This window comes from Bacillus sp. RB3 (assembly GCF_030164735.1).
Classification (GTDB): Bacteria; Bacillota; Bacilli; order Bacillales; family Bacillaceae_G; genus Bacillus_A; species Bacillus_A cereus.
In genome coordinates, this window is the sequence record NZ_JASNGE010000019.1 from 1 (window position 1) to 23,500 (window position 23,500).

The window sequence follows — 23,500 nt, forward strand, 5'->3', positions numbered from 1 at the left end:
GGCCTTAGCTCAGCTGGGAGAGCGCCTGCCTTGCACGCAGGAGGTCAGCGGTTCGATCCCGCTAGGCTCCATCTAAATAAAAAAGCTTACATCATATGATGTAAGCTTTTTTTGTGTTTAAAAAGACAACTTTTATACTTGTCGTTTAAAATGAAGAAAACGTAAAAATAAGGGATGGGGAGATAATTGTGAAAGTTGTTATTGCATCTGATTCATATAAAGAAAGCCTAAAAGCTATAGAAGTATGTGGAGCTATTGAAAGAGGTTTTAGAGCAATTTTTCCTAATGCAGAGTATGTGAAAATACCAATTGGAGATGGAGGAGAAGGGACGGTTGAATCACTTGTTGATGCTACAGGGGGGAGAATTATATCAATTAGTGTGACAGGACCGCTTAGAGAAGGTATACAAGCTTTTTATGGCATTTCTAAAGATAAAAAGACAGCGTTTATTGAAATGGCAGCAGCATCAGGATTACAGCACGTTCCAGTTGAAAAGCGCAACCCACTTATTACAACGACAAAAGGAACAGGAGAACTTATATTACATGCGCTAGATCAAGGAGTGGAGTACATAATTTTAGGACTTGGAGGAAGTGCTACAAATGATGGTGGGGCAGGTATGTTAGCAGCTTTAGGAGTAAGATTTATAAATGACAAGGGTGAAGTAATAGATCCATCTGGAGGCACATTACATTCGATTGTTGCTATTGATTTTTCACAAATGGACCCCCGCTTAAAGGGGGTAAAGATAGAAGCGGCATGTGATGTGGATAATCCATTAGTCGGAATGCAGGGAGCATCTTTCATATTTGGGAGACAAAAGGGTGCAAATGTAGAGATGATGAAAGAGCTAGATGAGAATTTACAACATTATGCGAATATGCTTAAACGATATGTATCTTTTGATGTATCTGAAATACCTGGTGCAGGGGCAGCGGGAGGAATGGGAGCGGCTGTTATTTCAGTGTTAAAGGGAGACTTGCGGAGGGGCATTGAAATTGTATTAGATTATACAAATTTCGATAAACATATAGAAGATGCAAATCTCATTATAACTGGTGAAGGTAGAATAGATAAACAAACTGCATATGGAAAGGCTCCTGTGGGTGTTGCGGGGCGTGCAAAACGTTTTTCTGTGCCTGTAATTGCTATTGGAGGGTCTGTATCATCTGATTATTCAGCTGTGTACGAGAAAGGAATAGATGCGGTATTTAGTATTACAACGAGACCGATGACACTAGAAGAAGCATATAAAGTAGCAGAAGAAAATATTGAAATGACAACAAAAAATATTGCAATAGTATGGAAAATAGCATCAGAAAAACACTTCTAAATGTAGGAGTGTTTTATTATTATTATTTAATAATAGTGATTGCGATTGTTTCATTAAGTTAACTTTATACATAGAATAGTCTTGAAATTTGGTTTTCAGTATGAATATAAGTGAATAAATTGTATATCCATACAGAAAAATGTCGAGTTGAGTCAGACTATATAAAAGATTTAAAATATTTAGTGAAGGCATAAAAGGGGGATACTATCTATGAAAAAAGAAATCTCAGTTATTGGAGTTCCAATGGATTTAGGACAGATGCGTCGTGGAGTTGATATGGGACCGAGCGCGATCCGTTATGCAGGGGTAATTGAAAGAATTGAAGAAATTGGATATGACGTTAAAGATATGGGAGATATATGTATAGAGAGAGAAAAAGAGATAGATGAAAATACAAAATTAAGAAACCTTACACAAGTTGCAACTGTATGTAATGAATTAGCAAGTAAGGTGGATCATATTATAGAAGAAGGTCGTTTTCCACTTGTATTAGGTGGTGACCATAGTATTGCTATCGGTACATTAGCTGGTGTAGCAAAACATTATAAAAACTTAGGCGTTATTTGGTATGATGCACACGGTGATTTAAATACAGAGGAAACTTCACCATCTGGAAATATTCATGGTATGTCACTTGCAGCAAGTTTAGGTTATGGACATTCTTCACTTGTAGATTTATACGGAGCATATCCAAAGGTGAAAAAAGAGAATGTCGTAATTATCGGTGCGCGTGCATTGGATGAAGGAGAAAAAGATTTCATTCGCAATGAAGGTATTAAAGTGTTCTCAATGCATGAAATTGATCGTATGGGGATGACGGCTGTTATGGAAGAAACAATCGCATATTTATCTCATACTGATGGTGTACACTTATCATTAGATTTAGACGGTCTTGATCCTCATGATGCACCAGGTGTTGGAACGCCTGTAATTGGCGGTCTATCTTATCGTGAAAGTCATTTGGCGATGGAAATGTTAGCAGAAGCTGATATTATCACATCTGCTGAATTTGTTGAGGTAAATACGATTTTAGATGAGAGAAATAGAACGGCAACAACAGCAGTTGCTTTAATGGGTTCTTTATTCGGTGAAAAACTAAAATAAATGTAAGAAAAGCAACTGAGAAGTTGCTTTTTTTATTTGAAAATAGGCGTATAATAATGATTTATATTATACTGTACAATAAAAATGTTTGACATCTTACCAATTTGAGCTAAAGGGGGTTGTTTGTAATTGTCGTTTGTTTCATGTATGGTATAATTAACTAGTTGTTGGAAATACATACAGATAGAGCATAAAACAATATTTCAATATATGGATAGAATTGCTCGTAAGTAGGAGGAAGGGATAGCATGCCTTTTGAAGATACGACCATTTTGAAATATCTTAGTACGGCATTAGATATTGCCATTGTATGGTTTATTATATATAAGCTAATTCTTATAATCCGAGGGACAAAAGCTGTTCAACTTTTAAAAGGGATTACAGTTATTATCGTCGTTAAGATGATCAGTATTTTCCTTGAATTGCGTACGCTATCTTGGCTAACTGAACAAGTATTAACGTGGGGATTTTTAGCCGTTATTATTATCTTTCAGCCAGAATTGCGAAGAGCACTTGAGCAGCTAGGGCGCGGAAGTTTATTTTCGCGTGTTGGAACGCATGAGGATGATGAACCTGAAATGGTTGCAACAGCGATAGCAAAAGCAACCGAATATATGGGGAAACGTAGAATTGGTGCATTAATTACTTTGTCAAAAGAGACCGGTATGGGTGATTATGTGGAAACGGGTATTCCGCTGAATGCAAACGTATCATCGGAATTACTTATTAATATTTTTATTCCAAATACACCTCTTCATGACGGAGCGGTAATTATGCAAGGAAGTACAATTAAAGCAGCAGCATGCTATCTTCCATTATCAGAAAGTCCGTTTATTTCTAAAGAATTAGGAACTAGACATCGTGCTGCAATGGGAGTTAGTGAAGTTACTGATAGTATTACAGTAGTTGTGTCTGAAGAAACTGGTCAAATTTCTTTAACGAAAAATGGTAAGTTGCATCGTGATTTGAAGACAGAACAGCTGAAGGATATGTTATTAGCTGAATTTAGTGGAAACGAAAAAACGACTTCTTCGTCTTTATGGAATTGGAGGAGAAAGCGTCATGGATAAGTTAATGGAGAATCATTGGTTTTTAAAAGGGATCTCATTACTATTGGCGTGTATGCTTTTTATGTCAGCGACGTTAACTGAAAAAAATACGACATCAGGTATATTACCTTTTGCAAATGATACGAAAGAAACATTAACTAATTATGCTATTAATCTTAAGTATGATGAGGAGAAATATATTGTAAGTGGTATTCCGGCAGAGGGCGTTAAAGTAAAATTAGAAGGCCCAAAAGCATCAGTTGCTACAGCAAAAGCAAAAAAACAATTTGACATACCGGTTGATTTGCGAGATAGTCCAAAAGGAACTTATGAGATTTCTTTAAAAACGAACGGGCTTCCAGATGATGTGAAAGGAACAGTTCAGCCATCAACAATTAAAGTTACTCTTCATGAAAAGGCGAGAAAATATGTTCATGTAGATCTGAAATTATCAAATGAGGATCAGATGCCAGCGGGGGCTACTCTAGAAAAATCAAGCCTTAAACCGGATACTGTTGAGGTAGTTGGGACGAAAGAAGAAATTGAAAGCATTTCATCTGCCAAAGCGTATGTTGATTTAAAAGGTGTTAATAAAACTGTTACAAAAACGCCCGAAGTTACATTATACAATAAAGAAGGAAAACGTTTAAATGTAAGAACAAGTCCATCTAAGATTAGTGTAACGTTGAATGTGGCAACGCAAAATACAGCCAATAATACTGAAAAAACTGTTCCTGTAACGTATACGAAGAAGGGGAGTTTAGCAGAAGGATTGGCGGTTACAAATATCAGTGTTGAACCGAGAGAAGTAACGATAGCTGGTCCAAAAGATATTTTGGATAATATACAATCGCTAGAGGGGGTCGAAGTAGATCTTAGTCAATTGACAGAGTCTACAACATTCGATGCCTCTGTTTTATTACCCAAGGGTGTAACAAGTGCCAAACCGAATCAAGTGAAGGTTTCGGTGGGAGTGCAAAAAACAAAACAAACGAAAACAAAAACGATTGATGGTATCCCAATCCAGAAAAATGGACTTTCTAAAGATGTTACTGCTCAGCTACTTTCGCCGCAAGATGGAAAGATAAGTGTTGATATTTCAGGAGAAGCAAGTATAGTAGATAAAATAACAGCTGCTCAAATAACAGCGGTAATTAATCTGCAAAATGTATCTCCAGGAACGAAAGATATTTCAATTCAAGTGAGTGGTCCTGGTAATATTTCAATAGAGCCAAAACAAAAAAGTGCTAAAGTTACTATTGTGAAGAAAGAAAAACCAGATAAAGAAGTACAGGGTAACGGTCAACAACCGGATTCAAACACCGATCAAGAAAATCAAAATGAGAAACCAAAAAATCCTGAACCTGATTCAGAAAAAGAACAGGAAAAGAATCAAAACCAAAATCAAAATCAAGATAAAGATAAAGAAACGAGTCAAGAACCAACAGTAGATAATCACAATCAAAAAGAGCAAGAAAAAGGAGCGAATCATAATGGGTAAATATTTTGGTACAGATGGAGTACGCGGAGTTGCAAATAAGGAGTTAACACCTGAATTAGCTTTCAAAATTGGACGTTTTGGTGGTTATGTATTAACAAAAGATACAGATCGTCCAAAAGTAATTATTGGTCGTGATACACGTGTATCTGGCCATATGTTAGAAGGAGCTTTAGTAGCAGGGCTATTATCAACTGGAGCAGAAGTAATGCGCCTTGGCGTTATTTCTACACCGGGCGTTGCTTATTTAACAAAAGCACTAGACGCACAAGCGGGTGTTATGATTTCTGCATCTCATAATCCAGTACAAGATAACGGTATTAAATTCTTTGGTTCAGACGGCTTTAAATTAACAGATGAGCAAGAAGCTGAGATTGAAGCTTTATTAGACAAAGAAGTTGATGAACTACCACGTCCGACAGGTACTAATCTTGGACAAGTGAGTGATTACTTTGAAGGTGGACAAAAATATTTACAGTACATTAAACAAACTGTTGAAGAAGATTTCTCTGGCCTACATATCGCTTTAGATTGTGCACATGGTGCAACTTCTTCTCTTGCTCCATACTTATTTGCAGACCTAGAAGCTGATATTTCAACGATGGGAACTTCTCCAAATGGTATGAATATTAATGAGGGTGTAGGATCTACACATCCAGAAGGCTTAGCTGAATTGGTAAAAGAAAAAGGTGCGGATATCGGACTTGCTTTTGATGGCGATGGCGACCGTTTAATTGCTGTAGACGAAAAAGGAAACATCGTTGACGGTGATCAAATTATGTTCATTTGTGCGAAGTACATGAAAGAAACTGGTCAATTAAAACATAATACAGTTGTTTCAACTGTTATGAGTAACTTAGGTTTCTACAAAGCACTTGAAGCAAATAATATTACAAGTGATAAAACAGCAGTTGGTGACCGCTACGTAATGGAAGAAATGAAGCGCGGAGGTTACAACCTAGGTGGAGAACAATCAGGCCATATTATCTTACTTGATTACATTACAACTGGTGATGGAATGTTAAGTGCACTTCAACTTGTAAACATCATGAAAATGACGAAAAAGCCATTATCTGAGCTTGCAGGGGAAATGACGAAATTCCCACAATTGCTAGTAAACGTTCGTGTAACAGATAAAAAATTAGCATTAGAAAATGAAAAAATTAAAGAAATTATTCGTGTTGTAGAGGAAGAAATGAACGGTGATGGACGTATTCTTGTTCGCCCATCTGGAACAGAGCCACTTATTCGTGTAATGGCAGAAGCACCAACACAAGAAGTTTGTGATGCATATGTACATCGCATTGTAGAAGTTGTGAAAGCCGAAGTTGGCGCTGAATAATTAGCTGAATTTATATGAAAAAGGAGCACAAAAAGTGCTCCTTTTTCATATGTTTTATAGACGATGAAAAAAATTTCATTGACGGTTTATCCATGTTTGTTATAAGATGGTCTTGTTCTTTTTCTCAAAGGAAATATTGTAAATTATAAAAGCGCCAGAACTACAAATAGTGTAGTTGACGAGGTGGGGTTTATCGAGATTTCGGCGGATGACTCCCGGTTGTTCATCACAACCGCAAGCTTTTACTTAAATCATTAAGGTGACTTAGTGGACAAAGGTGAAAGTGTGATGAGAGAAGAGGAACGGATGAAAACTAGCTGTATAAGTATATACGGACTTAAACCCAATCGAGAGGAAGGTGAAAGCCGTTACAAGCTTACAGGGCTAGCAATATGTAATCCGTTTTTTAGTATAAATAAAAATGGTATCGGACTATGTCGTTACATGTTCGCAGAGCAGTGTAAGCATTTGTAACGGCGACTAAACATGTGTGGAATCGTAGGATTTATTGGAGAGCAAGATGCAAAGGAAATTTTATTAAAAGGTTTAGAAAAGCTAGAATATCGTGGATATGATTCAGCAGGTATTGCAGTACAAGCAGAGAACGGTGTTGTTGTATACAAAGAAAAAGGCCGTATCGCAAAACTTCGTGAAATCGTAGATGAGAACGTAGCAGCAAGCGTAGGTATCGGACACACACGCTGGGCTACACACGGTGTTCCAAGTAAAGTAAACGCGCATCCGCATCAAAGTACATCAAAACGCTTTACATTAGTTCATAACGGTGTAATTGAAAACTATGAATTAGTGAAAAAGGAATATTTACAAGATGTAACGTTCGTAAGTGAAACAGATACAGAGGTTATCGTACAGCTTATGGAACAACAAGTGAGCACAGGATTAAGTGTAGAAGAAGCGTTCCGTAATACGCTATCTCTTTTACATGGCTCTTATGCAATCGGATTACTTGATGCTGAAAATCCAAACATGATTTATGTTGCTAAAAACAAAAGCCCGCTATTAGTAGGTGTTGGTGACAACTTTAATGTTGTGGCAAGCGACGCTATGGCGATGTTACAAGTTACAGATCAATTCATTGAGTTAATGGATAAAGAAATCGTAATCGTAACGAAAGAAAGTATTACAATTAAAAACTTACAAGGTGAAACGATTGAACGTGCACCGTTTACAGCGGAATTAGACGCAAGTGATATTGAAAAGGGAACATATCCTCATTTCATGCTTAAAGAAATCGATGAGCAACCACTTGTAATCCGTAATATAATTCAAAAGTATCAAGATGAAAATGGCGAAATTGAATTAAATCAAGACATCCGCAATGCGATTTTAGATAGCGATCGCATTTACATCATTGCATGTGGAACGAGTTATCATGCAGGTCTTGTTGGAAAACAATTTATCGAGAAGTTTGCAAAAATGCCAGTTGAAGTACACGTGGCAAGTGAATTCTCTTACAACATGCCATTATTAACAGAAAGACCATTCTTCATTTACATTTCACAAAGTGGTGAAACAGCTGATAGCCGTGCAGTACTTGTACAAACAAATGAAATGGGGCATAAAGCATTAACAATTACAAACGTGCCTGGTTCTACGCTTTCTCGTGAAGCTGATTATACACTTCCGTTATACGCTGGACCAGAAATTGCAGTTGCATCAACGAAAGCTTACACAGCACAGCTTGCAGTACTTTCAATTTTAGCGGCTGATATTGCTAAAGCAAAAGGTGAAGTTCTTGATTTCGATTTAACACACGAACTAGGACTTGTAGCAAATGCAATGATAGAACTTTGTGATCAAAAAGAAGAAATGGACGCATTAGCAAAACAATTTTTAGCAACAACGCGTAACTGTTTCTTCATCGGCCGTAGCGTAGACTTCTACGTAGGATTAGAAGGTGCGTTAAAACTAAAAGAAATCTCTTACATCCAAGCAGAAGGATTCGCTGGAGGAGAGTTAAAACACGGTACAATCGCTTTAATTGAAAATGGTACACCAGTTATCGCACTTGCTACACAAGAGCACGTAAACCTTGGAATTCGTGGTAACGTGAAAGAAGTAGTAGCACGCGGGGCTAACCCATGTATCATCTCAATGAAAGGCTTAGAAATGGAAGGTGACAGCTTCGTATTACCAGCTGTACACGAAGCGCTAGCACCGCTAGTAGCAGTTATTCCATTACAACTTATCTCATACTACGCAGCACTTCACCGCGAGTGTGACGTTGATAAGCCACGTAACTTAGCTAAGTCTGTTACTGTTGAGTAGGAGATTGGTAGGTTAATAAATATAGTTATAGCTTTAAAATAAATTTACAAATTTGCACCCCTTTAGATATTTTATCTAAAGGGGTATTTTTGTGTCGAAAAAGAACATCTAAAATTGATAAGCGGAAAGAGCCCTATAGATTAAAGTTTTACTTTATCGGATTCACTTTTATTTATCTGAATTTTCCGTTACTATTTTAAGTATCCGTGAACAATTTCCTTTATTACGACAAGAAGAGACGGTAGATTCATGGACATTACAAGGGGGCTTATTATATGAAAGTGAAAGCAAAAACATATTTAAGTATAGAAGAGATTATTTCATTACCAACCGTATCAAGTACAAACATAAGTGATGATGGTAAAAACGTAGCATTTGTTAAGAAGACGGCTGATTGGAAAGACAATACATATAGGAATCATGTATGGATATATGAAAAAGATAAGAAGCAGAGTTACCCATTATCAAATGGTGATATAGATAGTACACACCCATTATGGTCTCCAGATGCTAGGTGTATCGCATATCTTAGTCCAGTTGGTGACGGGGAAAATCAGATATTTGTTAAGTCACTAGATGATTATAGAGAGGTTCAAATTACTGATGAGAAAGAAGGAGTCAGTACATTCAAATGGGGTCCTACTGGCAAGGGGCTTTATTATGTTACGCAGTCAAAAGAATGTGAAGAGATAAAGAAACGTAAGGAGCTATATGGAGATTTTCAACATATAGGTAAGGAACACCAGAATGATTGTTTATATTACATTGAAATAGAAAAGGTGATACAAAGTGATACAGATGAACACGAGAACAGAGTTGTTTATCAATTAACGGATGGTAAGGATTTTCATATCCATGAATTTGATATTTCAAATGATGGTAAAAAGGTTGTATTTATGGCGGCACCAAGCTCAAATATGGCAGATTATATAAATGGAGATCTATACATACTCCATATTAAAGCTGGAGAGCTACAAAAGCTGAATGTGGATAAGTTGTTGGGAGGGAGTGTTTGCTTTTCTCCTGACGGCAGTAAAATATGTTACACAGCAAGCATAAGAGAGAAGGATTACTATAGAAACCATATACAAGATAGTACGTTAGAGATATATGATATGAATACTGGAGAGGTAATTCAGCCTCTAACAAACTTTGATAGTACAGTTATGCCATTACAGTGGACAGCTAAAGGAATTTTAATTAGATGGCAGGATAAAACGAATTATCGTATTGGATTACTAGCTGAAGATGGCACTGTGGGAGCATTAAGCGACAAGATAGATGGCTTTATAATGGATGCCTCTATAACAAAGGATGGAAATCATATAACCTATAATAAGGCTATAACAAATGAAACCTTTGAAATCTATTTAGACGATAAAAAAATAACGGATGAAAATAGCTTTTTCAAAGGGAAACTTAAAAGTAACAGGGAAATCATCTCATGGAAAAGTAGTGATGGTCTTGAAATAGAAGGTGTTTTATCAACGCCAGTAGAGTTTGACACTAATAAAAAATATCCTTTATTAGTAGTAATTCACGGTGGTCCGGCTTGGGCATCTTTTCCGATATTTTCAGACTGCTTCAATGAGAAATATCCGATTGAACAGTTTGTTGAAAAAGGCTTTATCGTTTTAGAGCCAAATTACAGAGGAAGTTCAGGTTATGGTAATGAATTTTTAAAAGCTAACTATAGAAAACAGGGGATTGCTGACTACGACGATGTTATATCAGGAGTTGATAAACTAGTTGATCAAGGGATAGTAGATAAAGATAGAGTAGGAGTTATGGGATGGAGCAACGGTGGATATGTATCAGCTTTTTGTTCTACATTTAGTAGCAGGTTTAAAGCTATTTCAGTTGGCGGTGGAATAACTAACTGGAGTACCCATTATGTAAATACAGATATACCTTACTTTATTAGAATGTATTTAGGAAATACTCCATGGAATGATCCAGATATATATACGAAGACATCACCTATGACGTATATTAAATCAGCTTGTACGCCTACCTTAATTCAACATGGGGAAAAGGATGCAAGAATTCCGATTACAAATGCATATGATCTATATCAAGGATTAATGGATATGGAAGTTGATACAGAATTAATTATATTTAAAGGAATGGCATATAGTTCTGACCAACCAGGAGTTCATGTGGCTATTATGAAGCAGAACTTGATGTGGTTTTCACACTATATGCTTGAAGAGAGTATGGAGGGTTTTAGGACTTTGTAATAGATGTTTGTACAAGACATATGATTGAAACGGTCTTCATATTGAGATGATTTATTATAAAATATATACTTAAACTACTATCAGTACATACATCAGGGAGGACTAATATGACAGGAAATAAAAATGACTTACTAGTAGAAAAACGTGAAGAGTTATTGAAAGTATTGCAAGCTCGTTTTGAGAAAAACATGAACCGCCATGAAGGTCTTGAATGGGCTAAAGTTGAAGTGAAGCTGACTACTAATAATGAAAAATTGTGGTCACTTAACGAAATGGAAGTAACTGGTGGTGAGCCGGATGTTATTGGTTATGATGAAGAAAAGGACGAATATACTTTCTATGATTGTTCAAAGGAGAGTCCTAAAGGCCGCAGAAGTCTTTGTTATGATCTTGAAGCGTTAGAATCAAGAAAAAAGCATAAACCAGAAAATAACGCCATTGATGTGGCGGCCGCTATGGGTATTGAGTTATTAACGGAAGAACAATATCGAGAGTTACAACAACTTGGAGATTTTGATATGAAATCATCGAGTTGGGTACAAACACCTTCAGATATTAGAGAGCTTGGTGGTGCTCTATTTTGCGATTATCGCTTTGGACATGTTTTCGTGTACCACAATGGAGCAGACTCTTACTATGCTGCCAGAGGTTTTCGTGGTTCATTAAAAGTTTAAATTAGGATAAATAAGAAAAAGAGCCTATATTCAGGCTCTTTTTCTTATTTATATTTTAAAAGTAAATTGTTACTACGCAGTTTTACTTAATTTATATGTTCTGTGGTTGTTTTTACGGAAAAGTTTAGGGAAAACATAGCCATCTAATCCAATACGTCCAGCGTTCTGCCCTGCAACTAAAATGAACATAGTCAAAATAAGCAGGTTTGGGTTTACACTAACAGTTCCGCTTAATAAAAATGAAAGATTCATTATGATTCCGAAAAATGCAGCTGTTTTTGTTAATCCGCCTAAAATCAAACCTAGACCTACTAAAATTTCTCCCCATTGAACTAAAAAGCTAAATAGGTCTGCGTTTGGAAGGACAAAATGTTGAAGGAAATCTGCCCACCAACTTTGTACTGCAGGGTGGTCCCCTGATGCTTGAGCAATAGCGCCCTTTAGAAAGCCACTTGCGTCAAAAGATTGTCCGAAGACTTTGCCTATCCCAGCAGCGAACCATGTATATCCTATGTAAAGTCGTAAAAGTAATAATATGAAAGTAGCACGTTTATCAGTTCTTAAAAAATTGATAACCATTGAAATCCCTCCAATATTGTATTTACACGTTTATTATATATCCAATGTGAAAAGATTCACAATGGATAAAGTGTGAACAAAAATTATGATTTTTCATTTGTACATAAAGTATTTGGAAATGTATTGTTTGGAGGGTGAACAATATATGAAGGGAGCTCTCCACTAAAATATGTAGCTCCCATAGTAAACAGATTCATGTACGTTCTTTTAACTAGCTATTATTAGTTTATCTTGTCTTTTCATCATTATTTCTCTGGTTTTATATAAGGAACAACTTGTGCAGTCACCCCTACAGAAGCACCGCGAATAAAGTCTTGGTTTTCTAACGCCTTAAAGTTTTCCGTTCTCCCAGTTAGCATAACCCCTAAAATTTTCACTTGATCAAATGGTTTGTCCTTGTTTGATTTTAAAAACTTCTGGATATCTTTATTATGACCATCGTCATCGTATTGGTTAAGTGAATCAACGAACTCTTTATAGGCTTCTCCAGGTGACTTGTCTGGATTAAATCCATAAACGGGCATACCAGCAGGCCCTTTGCTTTCATCTCTAATTGGTGAGGTCATGTATAACCATACAATGTTTAAGTTGTCTGGAATCTTCTCTTTAATTTCTTGTAGTGTGTAGGGCTGGTTGAAAGAAATAGCAACTTCGGCAACATAGTTATTCATTTGTGAAACTTCCCCTAATTCATTTTGGACACCATCAAAATATTCCTTAATAGCGGGATTATAAAATGTTGCAAATTTTTTCTTTGTTTGTTTATCATACTCATAGAACTCTGTATCGGACCAATAAAATCCGGGTGTTAATTCATTGGTATCAATGTTGATACGGAGCCAACCATAGGAACTTGTTAAAGTGTTCCATGGGACTACATAACCATTAATATTTTTAGATCGATTTGATATAATATTGCCGCCAAACATAGTTGAATTACTTGTAACTTGAGAATCGATTTGCACATTAGGTTCGGCAATTGCATTATGTAAAAAGAGACTTTCGTGAAGCTTTGTCGAACTTTTCGCCGCAAAGTAATTGCCAACTTTATAAATTATAGGTATAAGCATGATTACAACGATAATTGAGGTAATGATGATTTTAAGTAACTGTTTTCTTTTAGCTTTTTTTAATGCATCTTTTAAAGAAGTATCCATTAAGGTTTTCCTCCTACTGTAGAATGAATTGTTTTACGTGCACGATGTAATTTTTGTTTTACGCTGTTCACTTGAATATCTAGTATTAGAGCGATTTCTTCATATGAAAAGTTGTAATAGTATTTTAAAAAGAAGGCTTCTTTATGTTCTGGTTTTATATCTTTTAATAAATAGAAAATCTCATCTTTATTTAAAACAGCGTCTAATTCTCGGTCTGTATATTGTAATTTTGAATAAATCTCTTCAGTTAAATAGATGTTCTGTTGCTCTTTTTTTCTCTTTAAGTCAATGTATTCATTTAATGCGACTCTGAAAAACCATGGACGTATGTTATCCTCGGTTAAGCTATCTAGCAATGTGTATACTTTATAGAAGGTATTTTGGATGATGTCTTCTGCATCTTCTTTTATAGCCCCTTTCGCTAATAATAGTTTGAACACTTCCTCTCCTAAATTGATAAGATAGGAGGTTAATATATTTTCTTTTCCCATCATTTTTCCTCCCTACACTTATACAACGAATAGGTAATAGTAAATGTATACACTTAAATTCAAATTCGTTATTAACTACGGTTTATAGTACATGATACTTTATAAATAGGAGCGATTATTTCTTTTTTTTGAAGCATTAAATATTTAATGTTAAAATAAAGTTTGGAGATATATGGAAAGGGGACGAGGACTCAATATGTGGATGAGCCTGTAATGTTTAGAAACTAGATACATAAATTTTTCTCTCATAAGTGAGAGTTTATTTAGCTATCTATAAATCATTCCAGGACTGCGTATTTGGCTTGTACATCCCTTATGTAAGGATAATGTGTAGGGAATTTTATATCTCTTATATAAAATATGCGTCCTTTAAAATTGGAGGAGTATATAATGAATCAATTAAAAAATAAAGTAGCAGTTGTGACAGGTGTAAGTCGTCTAGATGGTATAGGAGCAGCGATTTGTAAAGAATTAGCTGAATCAGGATACGATATATTTTTTACGTATTGGACAGCTTACGATAAAGAGATGCCTTGGGGCGTTGATAAAAATGAACAAATACAATTAAAAGAAGAGTTACTAAAAAACCGTGTTAAAGTATCAAGTATGGAGTTAGATTTAACTCAGAATGATGCACCAAAAGAGCTTATAAATAAAGTTACTGAACAATTAGGGTACCCTCATATATTAATTAATAATGCAGCATATTCTACGAATAATGATTTCTCTACGTTGACTGTTGAAGAATTAGATAAGCATTATATGGTAAATGTTCGTGCGACTACGCTGTTAAGTAGTCAATTTTCCCGGGGATTTGATAAGAAATCTGGTGGTAGAATTGTTAATATTACTTCGGGGCAATTTCAAGGTCCTATGGCAGGAGAACTAGCTTATGCGACAACGAAGGGAGCTATTGATGCTCTTACTAGTACGTTGTCAGCAGAGGTAGCTCATTTAGGAATAACAGTGAATGCAATTAATCCAGGACCAACCGATACAGGATGGATGACTGAAGAGATAAAACAAGGGTTAAAGCCGATGTTTCCTTTTGGCAGAATTGGTGAGCCAAGGGATGCAGCTAGACTCATTAAATTTTTAGTAAGTGAAGAGGCCGAGTGGATTACTGGGCAAGTTATTCATTCAGAAGGTGGATTTAAAAGATAAAAAAGAAGGCATCTCACCAGGGTGAGATGCCTTCTTTTTTAATCTTTCTTCAATCTTCGTGCAACACCATTCCCTAAAGACTGTAATCCTTGAACGAGGATAATTAAAATAAAGACGGTTGCATACATTACTTCAGGCTCGTAGCGTAAATGTCCGAAGCGGTATGCTAAATCCCCTAGCCCGCCAGCACCTACAAGGCCAGCCATTGCTGTTGCGCCGATTAAGCCGATCGTTGCGATTGTTAATCCGAGTACAAGGGAGGGACGAGCTTCTTTCACCATGACGTGCCAAATGATTTTTATAGTAGAGACTCCCATCGCTTGGTAGGCTTCAATGACACCGCGATCGACTTCTAGTAAAGCTGTCTCCATTAAACGTGCGATATAAGGGGCTGTGAAGACGACAAGCGGTACGATAACACCTTGCACGCCAATGGACGTTCCCATTAGAAACTTTGTAAAAGGTAAAATAAAGAATAATAGAATGATAAATGGAAGAGAGCGAATGATATTAATAATTGTATTAAGAATAGGATAGATGATTTTATTTTCACGCTGCCCACCAGGTCTCGTTAAAACAAGTGTGACGCCAAGTGGTAATGCAATAAGGATCGAGATGAGTAATGAGATAGATGTCATTTGAAAGGTTTGGATTGTGGCTTCCCATATGACTTTACCCCATTCATCCAAAAAGGACTTGTTTCCCATAATCTGTTCTACCTCCTTCTACGATGATTCCTTGCTCTTGTAAAAATGATAAAGCACGGTGGATTTCATTTTGTTCCCCTTGCATATGAACGACTAGTTTCCCATATGCTTCATGTTTTAACTGCGTAATATTACCGGATAAAATATTCGGATACACTTGGAAACGTTTTGTGGCAACGGCTAAGGCAGGTTCCCCTGAAGTAGTGCCAATAAATGAAAGTGTTACAATTTCTCCAGTACTTTGTAGTTCTTGCTGTACCTCTTTTGGAATTTTCGCTGCAAATGCGCTATTTACAAATTTCTTCGTGGTTACATGTTGTGGGTTTGTGAAAATATCTTTTACAGTCCCACTTTCGACTACAGATCCGTGTTCCATAACAGCAACGCGGTCACATATACGCTGGATGACATTCATTTCATGTGTAATGAGTAAAATCGTAATTCCGATTTCTTCGTTAATCTTTAATAACAAATCAAGGATAGAATCGGTTGTTTCGGGATCTAATGCGCTCGTTGCTTCATCACTTAATAACACTTCAGGTTCATGTGATAGCGCACGAGCAATTGCAACACGCTGTTTTTGACCACCAGAAAGTTCGCTTGGATACGCATCTTTTCTATTAAAAAGATCGACAATGCGTAAATACTTTTCTACTCTTTTTTCAATTTCTGCTTTTGGAATGCCAGCAAGCCGTAACGGTAATGCGATATTTTCATAAACGGTAACAGTTTTAAGTAAATTGAATCCTTGGAAGATCATTCCGATTTTTTGTCTCGATTTTGCTAGTTCTTTTGTCGATAACGTTGTTAAGTCTTGTTCGTTTACAATGATATTTCCTGTCGTTGGTTTTTCTAATAAATTTACACATCGAATCAATGTACTTTTACCAGCGCCACTATACCCAATGATTCCAAATACCTCGCCTTTTTCTACTTTAAGGGAAGTAGACTTAAGAGCCTCAACATTCCCTTTTTTTGTTGTAAATACTTTGGATATGTTTTTTAATTCAATCATTATCGTCAGCTCCTACCAAGATGGTAAAACTGAACCATCAAATTTTTTCTCGATAAACTCTTTTACTTCTTTAGATTGATAAGCTTTCTTTAATTTGTTTACAACGGCATCATCTTTATTTTCAGTACGAACAACGACCCAGTTCACATATGGTGAATCTTTTCCTTCGCGGAAGATAGAATCTTTCGCTGGACTTAATTTTGCACCTAATGCAAAGTTTGTGTTAATTGCAGCTGCTTTCACTTCACTTAGTTGTGTTGGTAATTGAGATGCCTCTAATTCGACAATCTTTAATTTTTTTGGATTTTCAATTACATCTTTTGCAGTCGCTTTTTCTGTAGCCTTTGGATCAACTTTTAAAACCCCTGCTTTTTCAAATAATTTTAAAGCTCGAAGTTCATTTGTTGGGTCATTTGGTACAGCAATTGCATCGCCCTCTTTTAAGTCTTTTACATCTTTTATATCTTTAGAATATACGCCCATAGGGAATGTTACTGTTGAAAATACTTCAGCTAATTTCATATTGCGTTCAGCTTTAAATACATCTAAATACGATTTCGTTTGGTAACTATTTACATCAAGGCTTTTTTCATCTAATGATACGTTTGGCGCTACATAATCATTAAATACTTTTATATCAATTTCGAGATCATCTTTTGCTGCAACTTCTTTTACCTTTTCAAAAATTTGTTCATGTGGTCCACCTGTTACACCGACAGTAATCTTTTTCTCGTCTAATGCTTTTACCTCTTTATCTGAACTCACGCTACATGCGCCTAATAATAATACTGCTCCGCTTACAATGCTTAATAATACCTTTTTCATCTATAAATCCCCCTTCATATACGTTCCAAAATAAAAAGCACCTCCCAAAAATAAGAGAGGTGCCGAATAGACGAAATAGATTCCTCTCTTATCTTCCAAAACGAAAACTCGTTTTGCAGGAATTAGCACCTTAGCTTATACGTCATAAGCTCGGTTGCCGGGCATCATCGGGCCAGTCCCTCCGCCACTCTTGATAAGAGTATGTGTATGTAGTTTTGAATATGGTACTAATAGTAAATCGTACAAAAAGAATTGTCAATGATATTTTCAGAATATATTTTATTTTAAGATAATCGAAACATTCCCCTTTTTATGTCCTTTTTCTACATATATATGAGCTTCAGCAATTTCTTCTAATCGGTAAGTTCTATCAATAACAGGTTTTAGCTTTTCTGTTTCAGCTAGTTGTTTTAGTAGGTTCATATCTTCTTTACTGACCTTTGCCATCATTCCGTTCACAGATACATATTTTCCATTAGGCATTAATGCATCTGTACAAAGAGACTTTTTATATTTTCCAACTGCATCAAATATAATATCGTAGTGCTCGCCCTGCTTAGTAAAATCTTCTTTCATATAATCAATTACGTTGTCTGCCCCTAAAGCTGTTACTAATTCGAAATTCGAACTACTACAAATGGCTGTGACAGTCGCCCCGAAGTATTTAGCAAGTTGTATGGCAGCTGTCCCTACTGACCCAGAGGCGCCGTATATAAGTACTCTTTGCCCTTTTTTTATCTGTCCTTTTTTAAGGAAGTGCAATGCTGAAGTTCCGCCAAAAGGAATAACAGCAGCTTCTTCATATGTCATATTGGTAGGTTTTAATGCTATTAATCCACTTTCATGCACGCATGTGTATTCCGCATAACCACCAAGGTTTAGTTCTGTTAATGCAAAAACTTGATCTCCTTTTTTAAATTGTGTTACATCTGTTCCAATGTCTTCGATTTCACCGGATAACTCTACGCCAAGTATAGGTTTTCTCGGTTTTCTGAAACCTAATATGATCCGCATAGGAATCCAAAATAAGAGGGGGCTATTAAAGCCACGTATTCTACAATCTCCAGTCGATACACTTGTTGCGTGAATTTTAACTAATACTTCATTTTTTTTAGGTTTAGGCTTTTCTACATTTTGAAGCTGGAGAACATTAGGTGGTCCGTACTTTGTACAAATAATCGCTTTCATAATGACCTCCTGAAATGAGTTGTTATTATTTACATCATATTTAAACTTTTTCTCAAACATGTTGTTATATAGGAAATAAATTTAAAGATAAATATTACGAATTATATAGATTTAATAGGAAAAGAGATGATATTATTTTGGGGAAGGAGGGGACGTTATGAAAAAACTTATTTTAATTTCAAGTTTAGTACTTGCAGTCGGTCTAGGAGTAGGGTGTAGTAATGAGAAAACAAAAAAGACTGATGAACCGAAAAAAGAAGCTGTGCAGAAAGAAAAGGAATTAACAGCGAAGGATGTTTTCAATAAAGCGAATGAAGCTTTTAAAAACGAAGAAAATGTAACGATGACATATGATGTGGGAATAAAGGCTGAAGGAACAGAGATGAATGTAATAAAGGCTAAAATGCAACTAGAGCCGAAGAAAAAAAATTCTCGTTCTGAAATGAATGTTTCTGGTACAGAGGTTGTTGTTTATGATGTGGGTGGCAAAATTGCTGGTCAGTTGAAAAATCCTAATACAGGTGAAGTTATGTCTGTACCAGAGGAACAATTAAATGCTAACGGAATGAACGCGACTCAAGGAATGGTAGATAATTTAGAGATTCCATCGGAAATTTTAAATAAAGTGAAGATGGAGAAAAGTGGAGATAATTATAAGCTGAAGTTTGCATTAAAAGGGCAAGAGACAGAGAGTATGCTAGCTAGTATGGATGAAAAGCAGAAAAAAATGCTACAAGGCCAAAATGCAAAGATAGAAGAAATAGATGGGGAATATATTATTACAAAAGATTTTAAATATGAATCAGCAAAGATAGATATGGTTATGAGTAGCAATGGTGAGGATAAAGCGCACATTATTACGGATGCAAAGTTTACATCGTATGATAAATTTGATCCAATACAATTGCCAGCAGCAAAGTAATCACTGTCAAGAGAGGTACCTGAAAGAAAGGGTATCTCTTTTTGTTGCTAATAAGGAGAGTGTCCTTTGAAAAAAAGAAAGATAGCAGTGGTCATTGTCGCATATACGGTTTTGCTTGCAACGTCTGTACATACGTATAAAAAACAAATTGATCATCCTATTATGAGTGATGTAGGTAAATTGCTTCCGACAAAAATAAAACGTGTTGAAAGCGCTACGGAAGAGCACTCGTTAATAAAATTAGTGCGAGATGCAAAAGTTTCAGGAGAGAAAATTTCCATCGCAGGCATGCAACATAGCCAAGGAGGACAGACATATTATCCGAATGGCACGATGCTCGATATGAAAGGATATAATAAAATATTAGAATTTGATCCAGAGAAGAAGCGGATTACAGTTCAAAGTGGTGTCACCTGGAATGATATTCAGAAGAAAATAAATCCTTATGGCCTTGCGGTACAGGTCATGCAGTCTCAAAATATTTTTACTGTTGGCGGTTCATTAAGTGTAAATGTACACGGGCGTGATATTCGTCATGAGGCACTGATTGATACAGTAGATTCATTTAGATTGTTAATGGCAGATGGCACGGTACGTAATGTAAGTAGAGAAGAAAATGCAGAGTTATTTCCATATGTCATTGGGGGTTACGGTTTATTTGGAGTTATTTTAGATGTGACGCTGAAGTTAACAGATGATGAATTATATGAAATGCACACGAGAATGATAGATTATAAAGAATACGCATCTTATTTCAAAGAGAAAGTGAAAAGAGATGAGAATGTTCGTATGCACTTAGCGCGTATTTCTGTTGCTCCAAATTCATTTTTAAAAGAGATGTATGTGACAGATTATACTTTGGCACAAAATCAAAATATGAGAGAAGAGTACAGTGAATTAAAGGAAGAAAATATTATAGCTGCACCGAAATTTTTACTTGGGTTATCACGTTATAGTGATTGGGGAAAGAATACATTTTGGGATATACAAAGAGGTTATTTTGAACGTACAGATGGAAAGTATGAGACGCGTAATAATGTTATGAGATCAGATAGTGCTTTTATGGAATATGAAAATCCAAATAGGACCGAAGTGTTACAAGAATACTTTGTGCCTATAGATGCTTTCACAGAGTATATAGATGATTTACGTAACGTATTAAATGAAGATGAGTTTAATTTACTCAACATTACGATTCGTTACGTGGAAAAGAATGAAAATGCAGTTTTGTCCTATGCGAAAGATGATATGTTTGCGCTGGTTCTTTTGATTAACCAGGGACGCTCAGAGAGTGAGATAAAGAAAACAGAGGATGTCATTCGAAAGATGATTGATGTTACTTTAAAGCATAATGGTAGTTACTATTTGCCGTATTATTCTTATCCAACGAAAGAGCAGTTAAAGAGGGCATATCCTCGCATTGAAGAATTTCTCAAGAAAAAGAAGGAAGTAGATTCAGAAGAGAGATTTGTGAATTTATTTTATAGGGAGTATACGAAATGACATATAGAAGATTTGTGGCTTCGCAAAGTATCATCATGATGGCAGGAAGTATGGTATTTCCTTTTTATATATTATTGCTTCGAAACGTTGGAAATAGCTTCTCGCAATTTGGCTGGGCGTATGGCTTATTTGCTTTAACATCAGCACTTGTATATCCACTAGTGGGAAAGGTATCTGATCAAGTAGGTGATAAAAAATTATTAATCATATACGCTTGGTCCATGGCAATTTTAATGCTTTGCTTTCCAATTGCCACGGAAGTTTGGCATGTGTATATTCTTCAAATTGTAATGGGCGTTTTAGGTGCTGTGCAGCGTAATACTGAGAAGACTTCGTTAGCACGAAAGGTTGCGCAGGAAAAGGCTGGTTATGAGATTGGAAAATACCATGTGTGGACATCCATTGGCGGAGCAGTAGCGGTTATTGCCACGGGATATTTAGTAGATTTCTTTACCATTGGTACAATTTTTTATATTGCATCTATTCTATATGTAGTGAGCGGGATTGTATTAAGTAGTAAAAAAATATAACTATTCCTATTTTCACCTTAATACCCTTTATTTGTTATACTAAAAGGGAATACAAAAGAAAAGGGGACAGTGCCTTTGATGAAATTTGTAGTTTTAGCTATTCTTACTTTGTTTTTGATTCCATGGACAAGAAGTAGTAGTAAGCTTCGAGCAGTGGATAAGAAGGGAGATAAGAAGGTTGTAAAGGGTAAGAAATCATCTATTTTAGTTATTCCTGTTTTATTTTGGATAGGTATTGCAATCTATGAATACTTTTGGCTAATTGATGATCGAGTAGATTCGATTCTTACTCATTATTCTGTTGCAGTAGCAATTTTAATTGGGCTTGTTTTATTTTCACAAGATCAAATAGGGAAATTAGAAGGTACATTAAAAGGACTTCTAATGTTTATTTTACTCGCAAGTTACGGCTACTTTGGTTATTTGCACGATATAGTAATCTCGCAAAAGAAATATGATTCTGTTGTTAAGGTAGAGAAAGATATTTCAGAGCCATTTACTGAAAATGACCAGCCGTTTACAGTGCCGCCAAAGACAGCGGAGAATAAGATGAAAAAAGTATTTGGTGATATTCCAAAAGTAGCTTATTTTGAGCTAGGAGAATTAACGCCACAAATGGTAAACGGCGAGGCTTTATATGTAGCGCCGATTGAAGTTTCAGGATTTTTTAAAGCGCGTAAAGCTGAGACAATTCCAGGGTACGTAACGATGTCAGGTACGAATCCTGATGCGGAAGCGAAACTGCACCTCGGTTATAAAATGAAATATGTGCCAAGCATGTTTTTTGGTAATAATTTAGAGCGTGTGGTAAGGCAAGCAGAACCAAATTTAATCTTTAAAGGAAAACCTAAATTTGAGGTTGATGATAAAGGAAAACCATATTATACAATGACGTATGGTGAATTTATTTCAGGAAGATCTGGATTTGAGGTAGAAGGTGTTGTCGTAGTAGATGCACAAACAGGTGAAGTGAAAAGATATGATAAAGGAAAGGCACCTAAATTTGTTGATGGTGTATTAAATCATGAGACTGCATCTACGTTAAATACGTACTTTGGCAAATATATTCACGGATTTTGGAATACGAAATTCTCGCAAACAGATATGAAAATTCCGACTGAGTGGGGAACGAAAGAAGGCGTGACCCCGATCTTTGGTAAAGATGGAACACTGTATTATTTTACAGACTTTACTTCTCCAAAAGAAGGAGTAGATTCAGCTCTAGGCTATTCATTAGTAGATGCACGCACAGGCAAGCTATATTACTATAATGGAAAAGAAGTAAAGGGGATTATGGATGGTTCAGCAGCTACAGAAGTAGTAGATAATTCCTTTAAGAGAGAGAAATGGCATGGGACAATGCCTGTCATTTATAACGTATACGGTAAACCAGCTTGGATTATTCCGGTTGTTGATGACGGAGGCCTAGTACGTGCGCATACAGTTGTATATGCTGCTAATGCAAAAATATTTGCGACAGGTTCTTCGCAGAAAGAAGCGCTTGAGAATTATAAAAACGTAATGAGCGGTAATGGTGATACATTTAGACCAACCTCAACAGGAAAAGAAGCGCAAAAAGAAGGTATTGTACAACGTGTATATAAAGAAAAATCAGGTGAAAATACAATCGTGTACGTACTTTTAGAGAATGAACAAAAGGTATTTATGATACCGGTGAAGAAATTCCCATATGCTATGTTTACAGAAGTAGGAGATCCAATTCAAATTACATATTTAGATACGGGAGAGACGATGGCCTCGGTATCTAAATTTACGAATAGCAATGTGAAAAAATAAAGCGGTAGAATTTCTATCGCTTTTTTTACATTATGAAAGAGGAAAATGCACTGTACTTGACGTATGTTTATGATGTAACTATAATTGTTACG

Annotated in this window: 21 protein-coding genes, 1 tRNA gene and 1 riboswitch; of the genes, 15 read left to right on the forward strand and 7 right to left on the reverse strand. The window is 36.0% G+C overall.

What is annotated here, in order from left to right:
- The 10 genes from QO049_RS20945 to QO049_RS20990 all read left to right on the forward strand — a co-directional run bounded on the left by QO049_RS20945 (nt 1) and on the right by QO049_RS20990 (nt 11,530).
- Nucleotides 1-71, forward strand: a tRNA-Ala gene (locus tag QO049_RS20945).
- Between the two features lie 117 nt (nt 72-188).
- Complete coding sequence (locus QO049_RS20950; protein WP_000869581.1) at nt 189-1,334, forward strand: glycerate kinase; 1,146 nt, start codon at nt 189-191, stop codon at nt 1,332-1,334.
- A gap of 210 nt (nt 1,335-1,544) precedes the next feature.
- Nucleotides 1,545-2,438, forward strand: a complete 894-nt coding sequence (gene rocF / locus QO049_RS20955; protein WP_000711563.1) for an arginase — start codon at nt 1,545-1,547, stop codon at nt 2,436-2,438.
- A 248-nt stretch (nt 2,439-2,686) separates the two neighbouring features.
- The gene (gene cdaA, locus QO049_RS20960; protein WP_001115697.1) at nt 2,687-3,508 is read left to right on the forward strand and encodes a diadenylate cyclase CdaA; all 822 of its coding nucleotides are present in this window, start codon (nt 2,687-2,689) and stop codon (nt 3,506-3,508) included.
- Nucleotides 3,501-4,988 (forward strand): CdaR family protein, encoded by a 1,488-nt coding sequence (locus tag QO049_RS20965; protein ID WP_000359598.1) that lies wholly within the window; start codon nt 3,501-3,503, stop codon nt 4,986-4,988. The genes cdaA and QO049_RS20965 overlap by 8 nt, the downstream gene beginning before the upstream one ends.
- Nucleotides 4,981-6,327, forward strand: a complete 1,347-nt coding sequence (gene glmM / locus QO049_RS20970) for a phosphoglucosamine mutase (RefSeq protein WP_000521476.1) — start codon at nt 4,981-4,983, stop codon at nt 6,325-6,327. Before QO049_RS20965 ends, glmM begins: the two co-directional genes overlap by 8 nt.
- A gap of 288 nt (nt 6,328-6,615) precedes the next feature.
- Nucleotides 6,616-6,801 (forward strand): hypothetical protein, encoded by a 186-nt coding sequence (locus tag QO049_RS20975; protein ID WP_001206405.1) that lies wholly within the window; start codon nt 6,616-6,618, stop codon nt 6,799-6,801.
- Between the two features lie 12 nt (nt 6,802-6,813).
- Nucleotides 6,814-8,616, forward strand: a complete 1,803-nt coding sequence (gene glmS, locus QO049_RS20980; RefSeq protein ID WP_000334163.1) for a glutamine--fructose-6-phosphate transaminase (isomerizing) — start codon at nt 6,814-6,816, stop codon at nt 8,614-8,616.
- 275 nt (nt 8,617-8,891) lie between these two features.
- A complete protein-coding gene (locus QO049_RS20985; RefSeq protein ID WP_246961731.1) occupies nt 8,892-10,856 on the forward strand; it encodes a S9 family peptidase in 1,965 nt (654 codons plus the stop codon).
- A 107-nt stretch (nt 10,857-10,963) separates the two neighbouring features.
- A complete protein-coding gene (locus QO049_RS20990) occupies nt 10,964-11,530 on the forward strand; it encodes a DUF4256 domain-containing protein (RefSeq protein ID WP_246961733.1) in 567 nt (188 codons plus the stop codon).
- 72 nt (nt 11,531-11,602) lie between these two features.
- On the opposite strand, the gene QO049_RS20995 is transcribed toward QO049_RS20990, so the two are convergent.
- The 3 genes from QO049_RS20995 to QO049_RS21005 all read right to left on the reverse strand — a co-directional run bounded on the left by QO049_RS20995 (nt 11,603) and on the right by QO049_RS21005 (nt 13,757).
- A complete protein-coding gene (locus tag QO049_RS20995) occupies nt 11,603-12,109 on the reverse strand; it encodes a DoxX family membrane protein (protein ID WP_000236359.1) in 507 nt (168 codons plus the stop codon).
- A 245-nt stretch (nt 12,110-12,354) separates the two neighbouring features.
- Complete coding sequence (locus QO049_RS21000; RefSeq protein ID WP_246961734.1) at nt 12,355-13,266, reverse strand: sigma factor regulator N-terminal domain-containing protein; 912 nt, start codon at nt 13,264-13,266, stop codon at nt 12,355-12,357.
- Nucleotides 13,266-13,757, reverse strand: a complete 492-nt coding sequence (locus QO049_RS21005) for an RNA polymerase sigma factor (protein ID WP_284489437.1) — start codon at nt 13,755-13,757, stop codon at nt 13,266-13,268. The genes QO049_RS21000 and QO049_RS21005 overlap by 1 nt, the downstream gene beginning before the upstream one ends.
- A 360-nt stretch (nt 13,758-14,117) precedes the next feature.
- On the opposite strand from QO049_RS21005, the gene QO049_RS21010 reads away from it, so the two are divergent.
- Nucleotides 14,118-14,921: an SDR family oxidoreductase gene (locus QO049_RS21010; RefSeq protein ID WP_246961736.1), complete on the forward strand. Its 804-nt coding sequence runs from the start codon at nt 14,118-14,120 to the stop codon at nt 14,919-14,921.
- Between the two features lie 38 nt (nt 14,922-14,959).
- Here QO049_RS21010 and QO049_RS21015 read toward each other — a convergent pair whose 3' ends face one another.
- The 4 genes from QO049_RS21015 to QO049_RS21030 form a co-directional block, all read right to left on the reverse strand.
- Nucleotides 14,960-15,628: a methionine ABC transporter permease gene (locus QO049_RS21015; RefSeq protein WP_000527151.1), complete on the reverse strand. Its 669-nt coding sequence runs from the start codon at nt 15,626-15,628 to the stop codon at nt 14,960-14,962.
- Nucleotides 15,603-16,643, reverse strand: a complete 1,041-nt coding sequence (locus QO049_RS21020) for a methionine ABC transporter ATP-binding protein (protein WP_246961738.1) — start codon at nt 16,641-16,643, stop codon at nt 15,603-15,605. Before QO049_RS21020 ends, QO049_RS21015 begins: the two co-directional genes overlap by 26 nt.
- Before the next feature lie 12 nt (nt 16,644-16,655).
- Nucleotides 16,656-17,468 (reverse strand): MetQ/NlpA family ABC transporter substrate-binding protein, encoded by an 813-nt coding sequence (locus tag QO049_RS21025; protein ID WP_246961740.1) that lies wholly within the window; start codon nt 17,466-17,468, stop codon nt 16,656-16,658.
- 85 nt (nt 17,469-17,553) lie between these two features.
- Nucleotides 17,554-17,668, reverse strand: a riboswitch (SAM riboswitch).
- A 79-nt stretch (nt 17,669-17,747) separates the two neighbouring features.
- Nucleotides 17,748-18,656 carry an NAD(P)-dependent alcohol dehydrogenase gene (locus QO049_RS21030; protein ID WP_246961742.1) on the reverse strand — a complete coding sequence of 303 codons (909 nt, stop codon included), beginning with the start codon at nt 18,654-18,656 and terminating at the stop codon, nt 17,748-17,750.
- 157 nt (nt 18,657-18,813) lie between these two features.
- Here QO049_RS21030 and QO049_RS21035 point away from each other — a divergent pair, with 157 nt between their 5' ends.
- From QO049_RS21035 to QO049_RS21050, 4 genes are all read left to right on the forward strand, one after another.
- Nucleotides 18,814-19,578 (forward strand): DUF6612 family protein, encoded by a 765-nt coding sequence (locus QO049_RS21035; RefSeq protein ID WP_000733614.1) that lies wholly within the window; start codon nt 18,814-18,816, stop codon nt 19,576-19,578.
- Nucleotides 19,579-19,644: 66 nt separating this feature from the next.
- Nucleotides 19,645-21,081 (forward strand): FAD-binding oxidoreductase, encoded by a 1,437-nt coding sequence (locus tag QO049_RS21040; RefSeq protein ID WP_000746287.1) that lies wholly within the window; start codon nt 19,645-19,647, stop codon nt 21,079-21,081.
- Nucleotides 21,078-21,611 (forward strand): MFS transporter, encoded by a 534-nt coding sequence (locus tag QO049_RS21045; protein WP_000222367.1) that lies wholly within the window; start codon nt 21,078-21,080, stop codon nt 21,609-21,611. Before QO049_RS21040 ends, QO049_RS21045 begins: the two co-directional genes overlap by 4 nt.
- A gap of 78 nt (nt 21,612-21,689) precedes the next feature.
- A complete protein-coding gene (locus QO049_RS21050) occupies nt 21,690-23,408 on the forward strand; it encodes a DUF3981 domain-containing protein (protein ID WP_000674048.1) in 1,719 nt (572 codons plus the stop codon).
- The last annotated feature ends 92 nt before the right edge of the window (nt 23,409-23,500 follow it).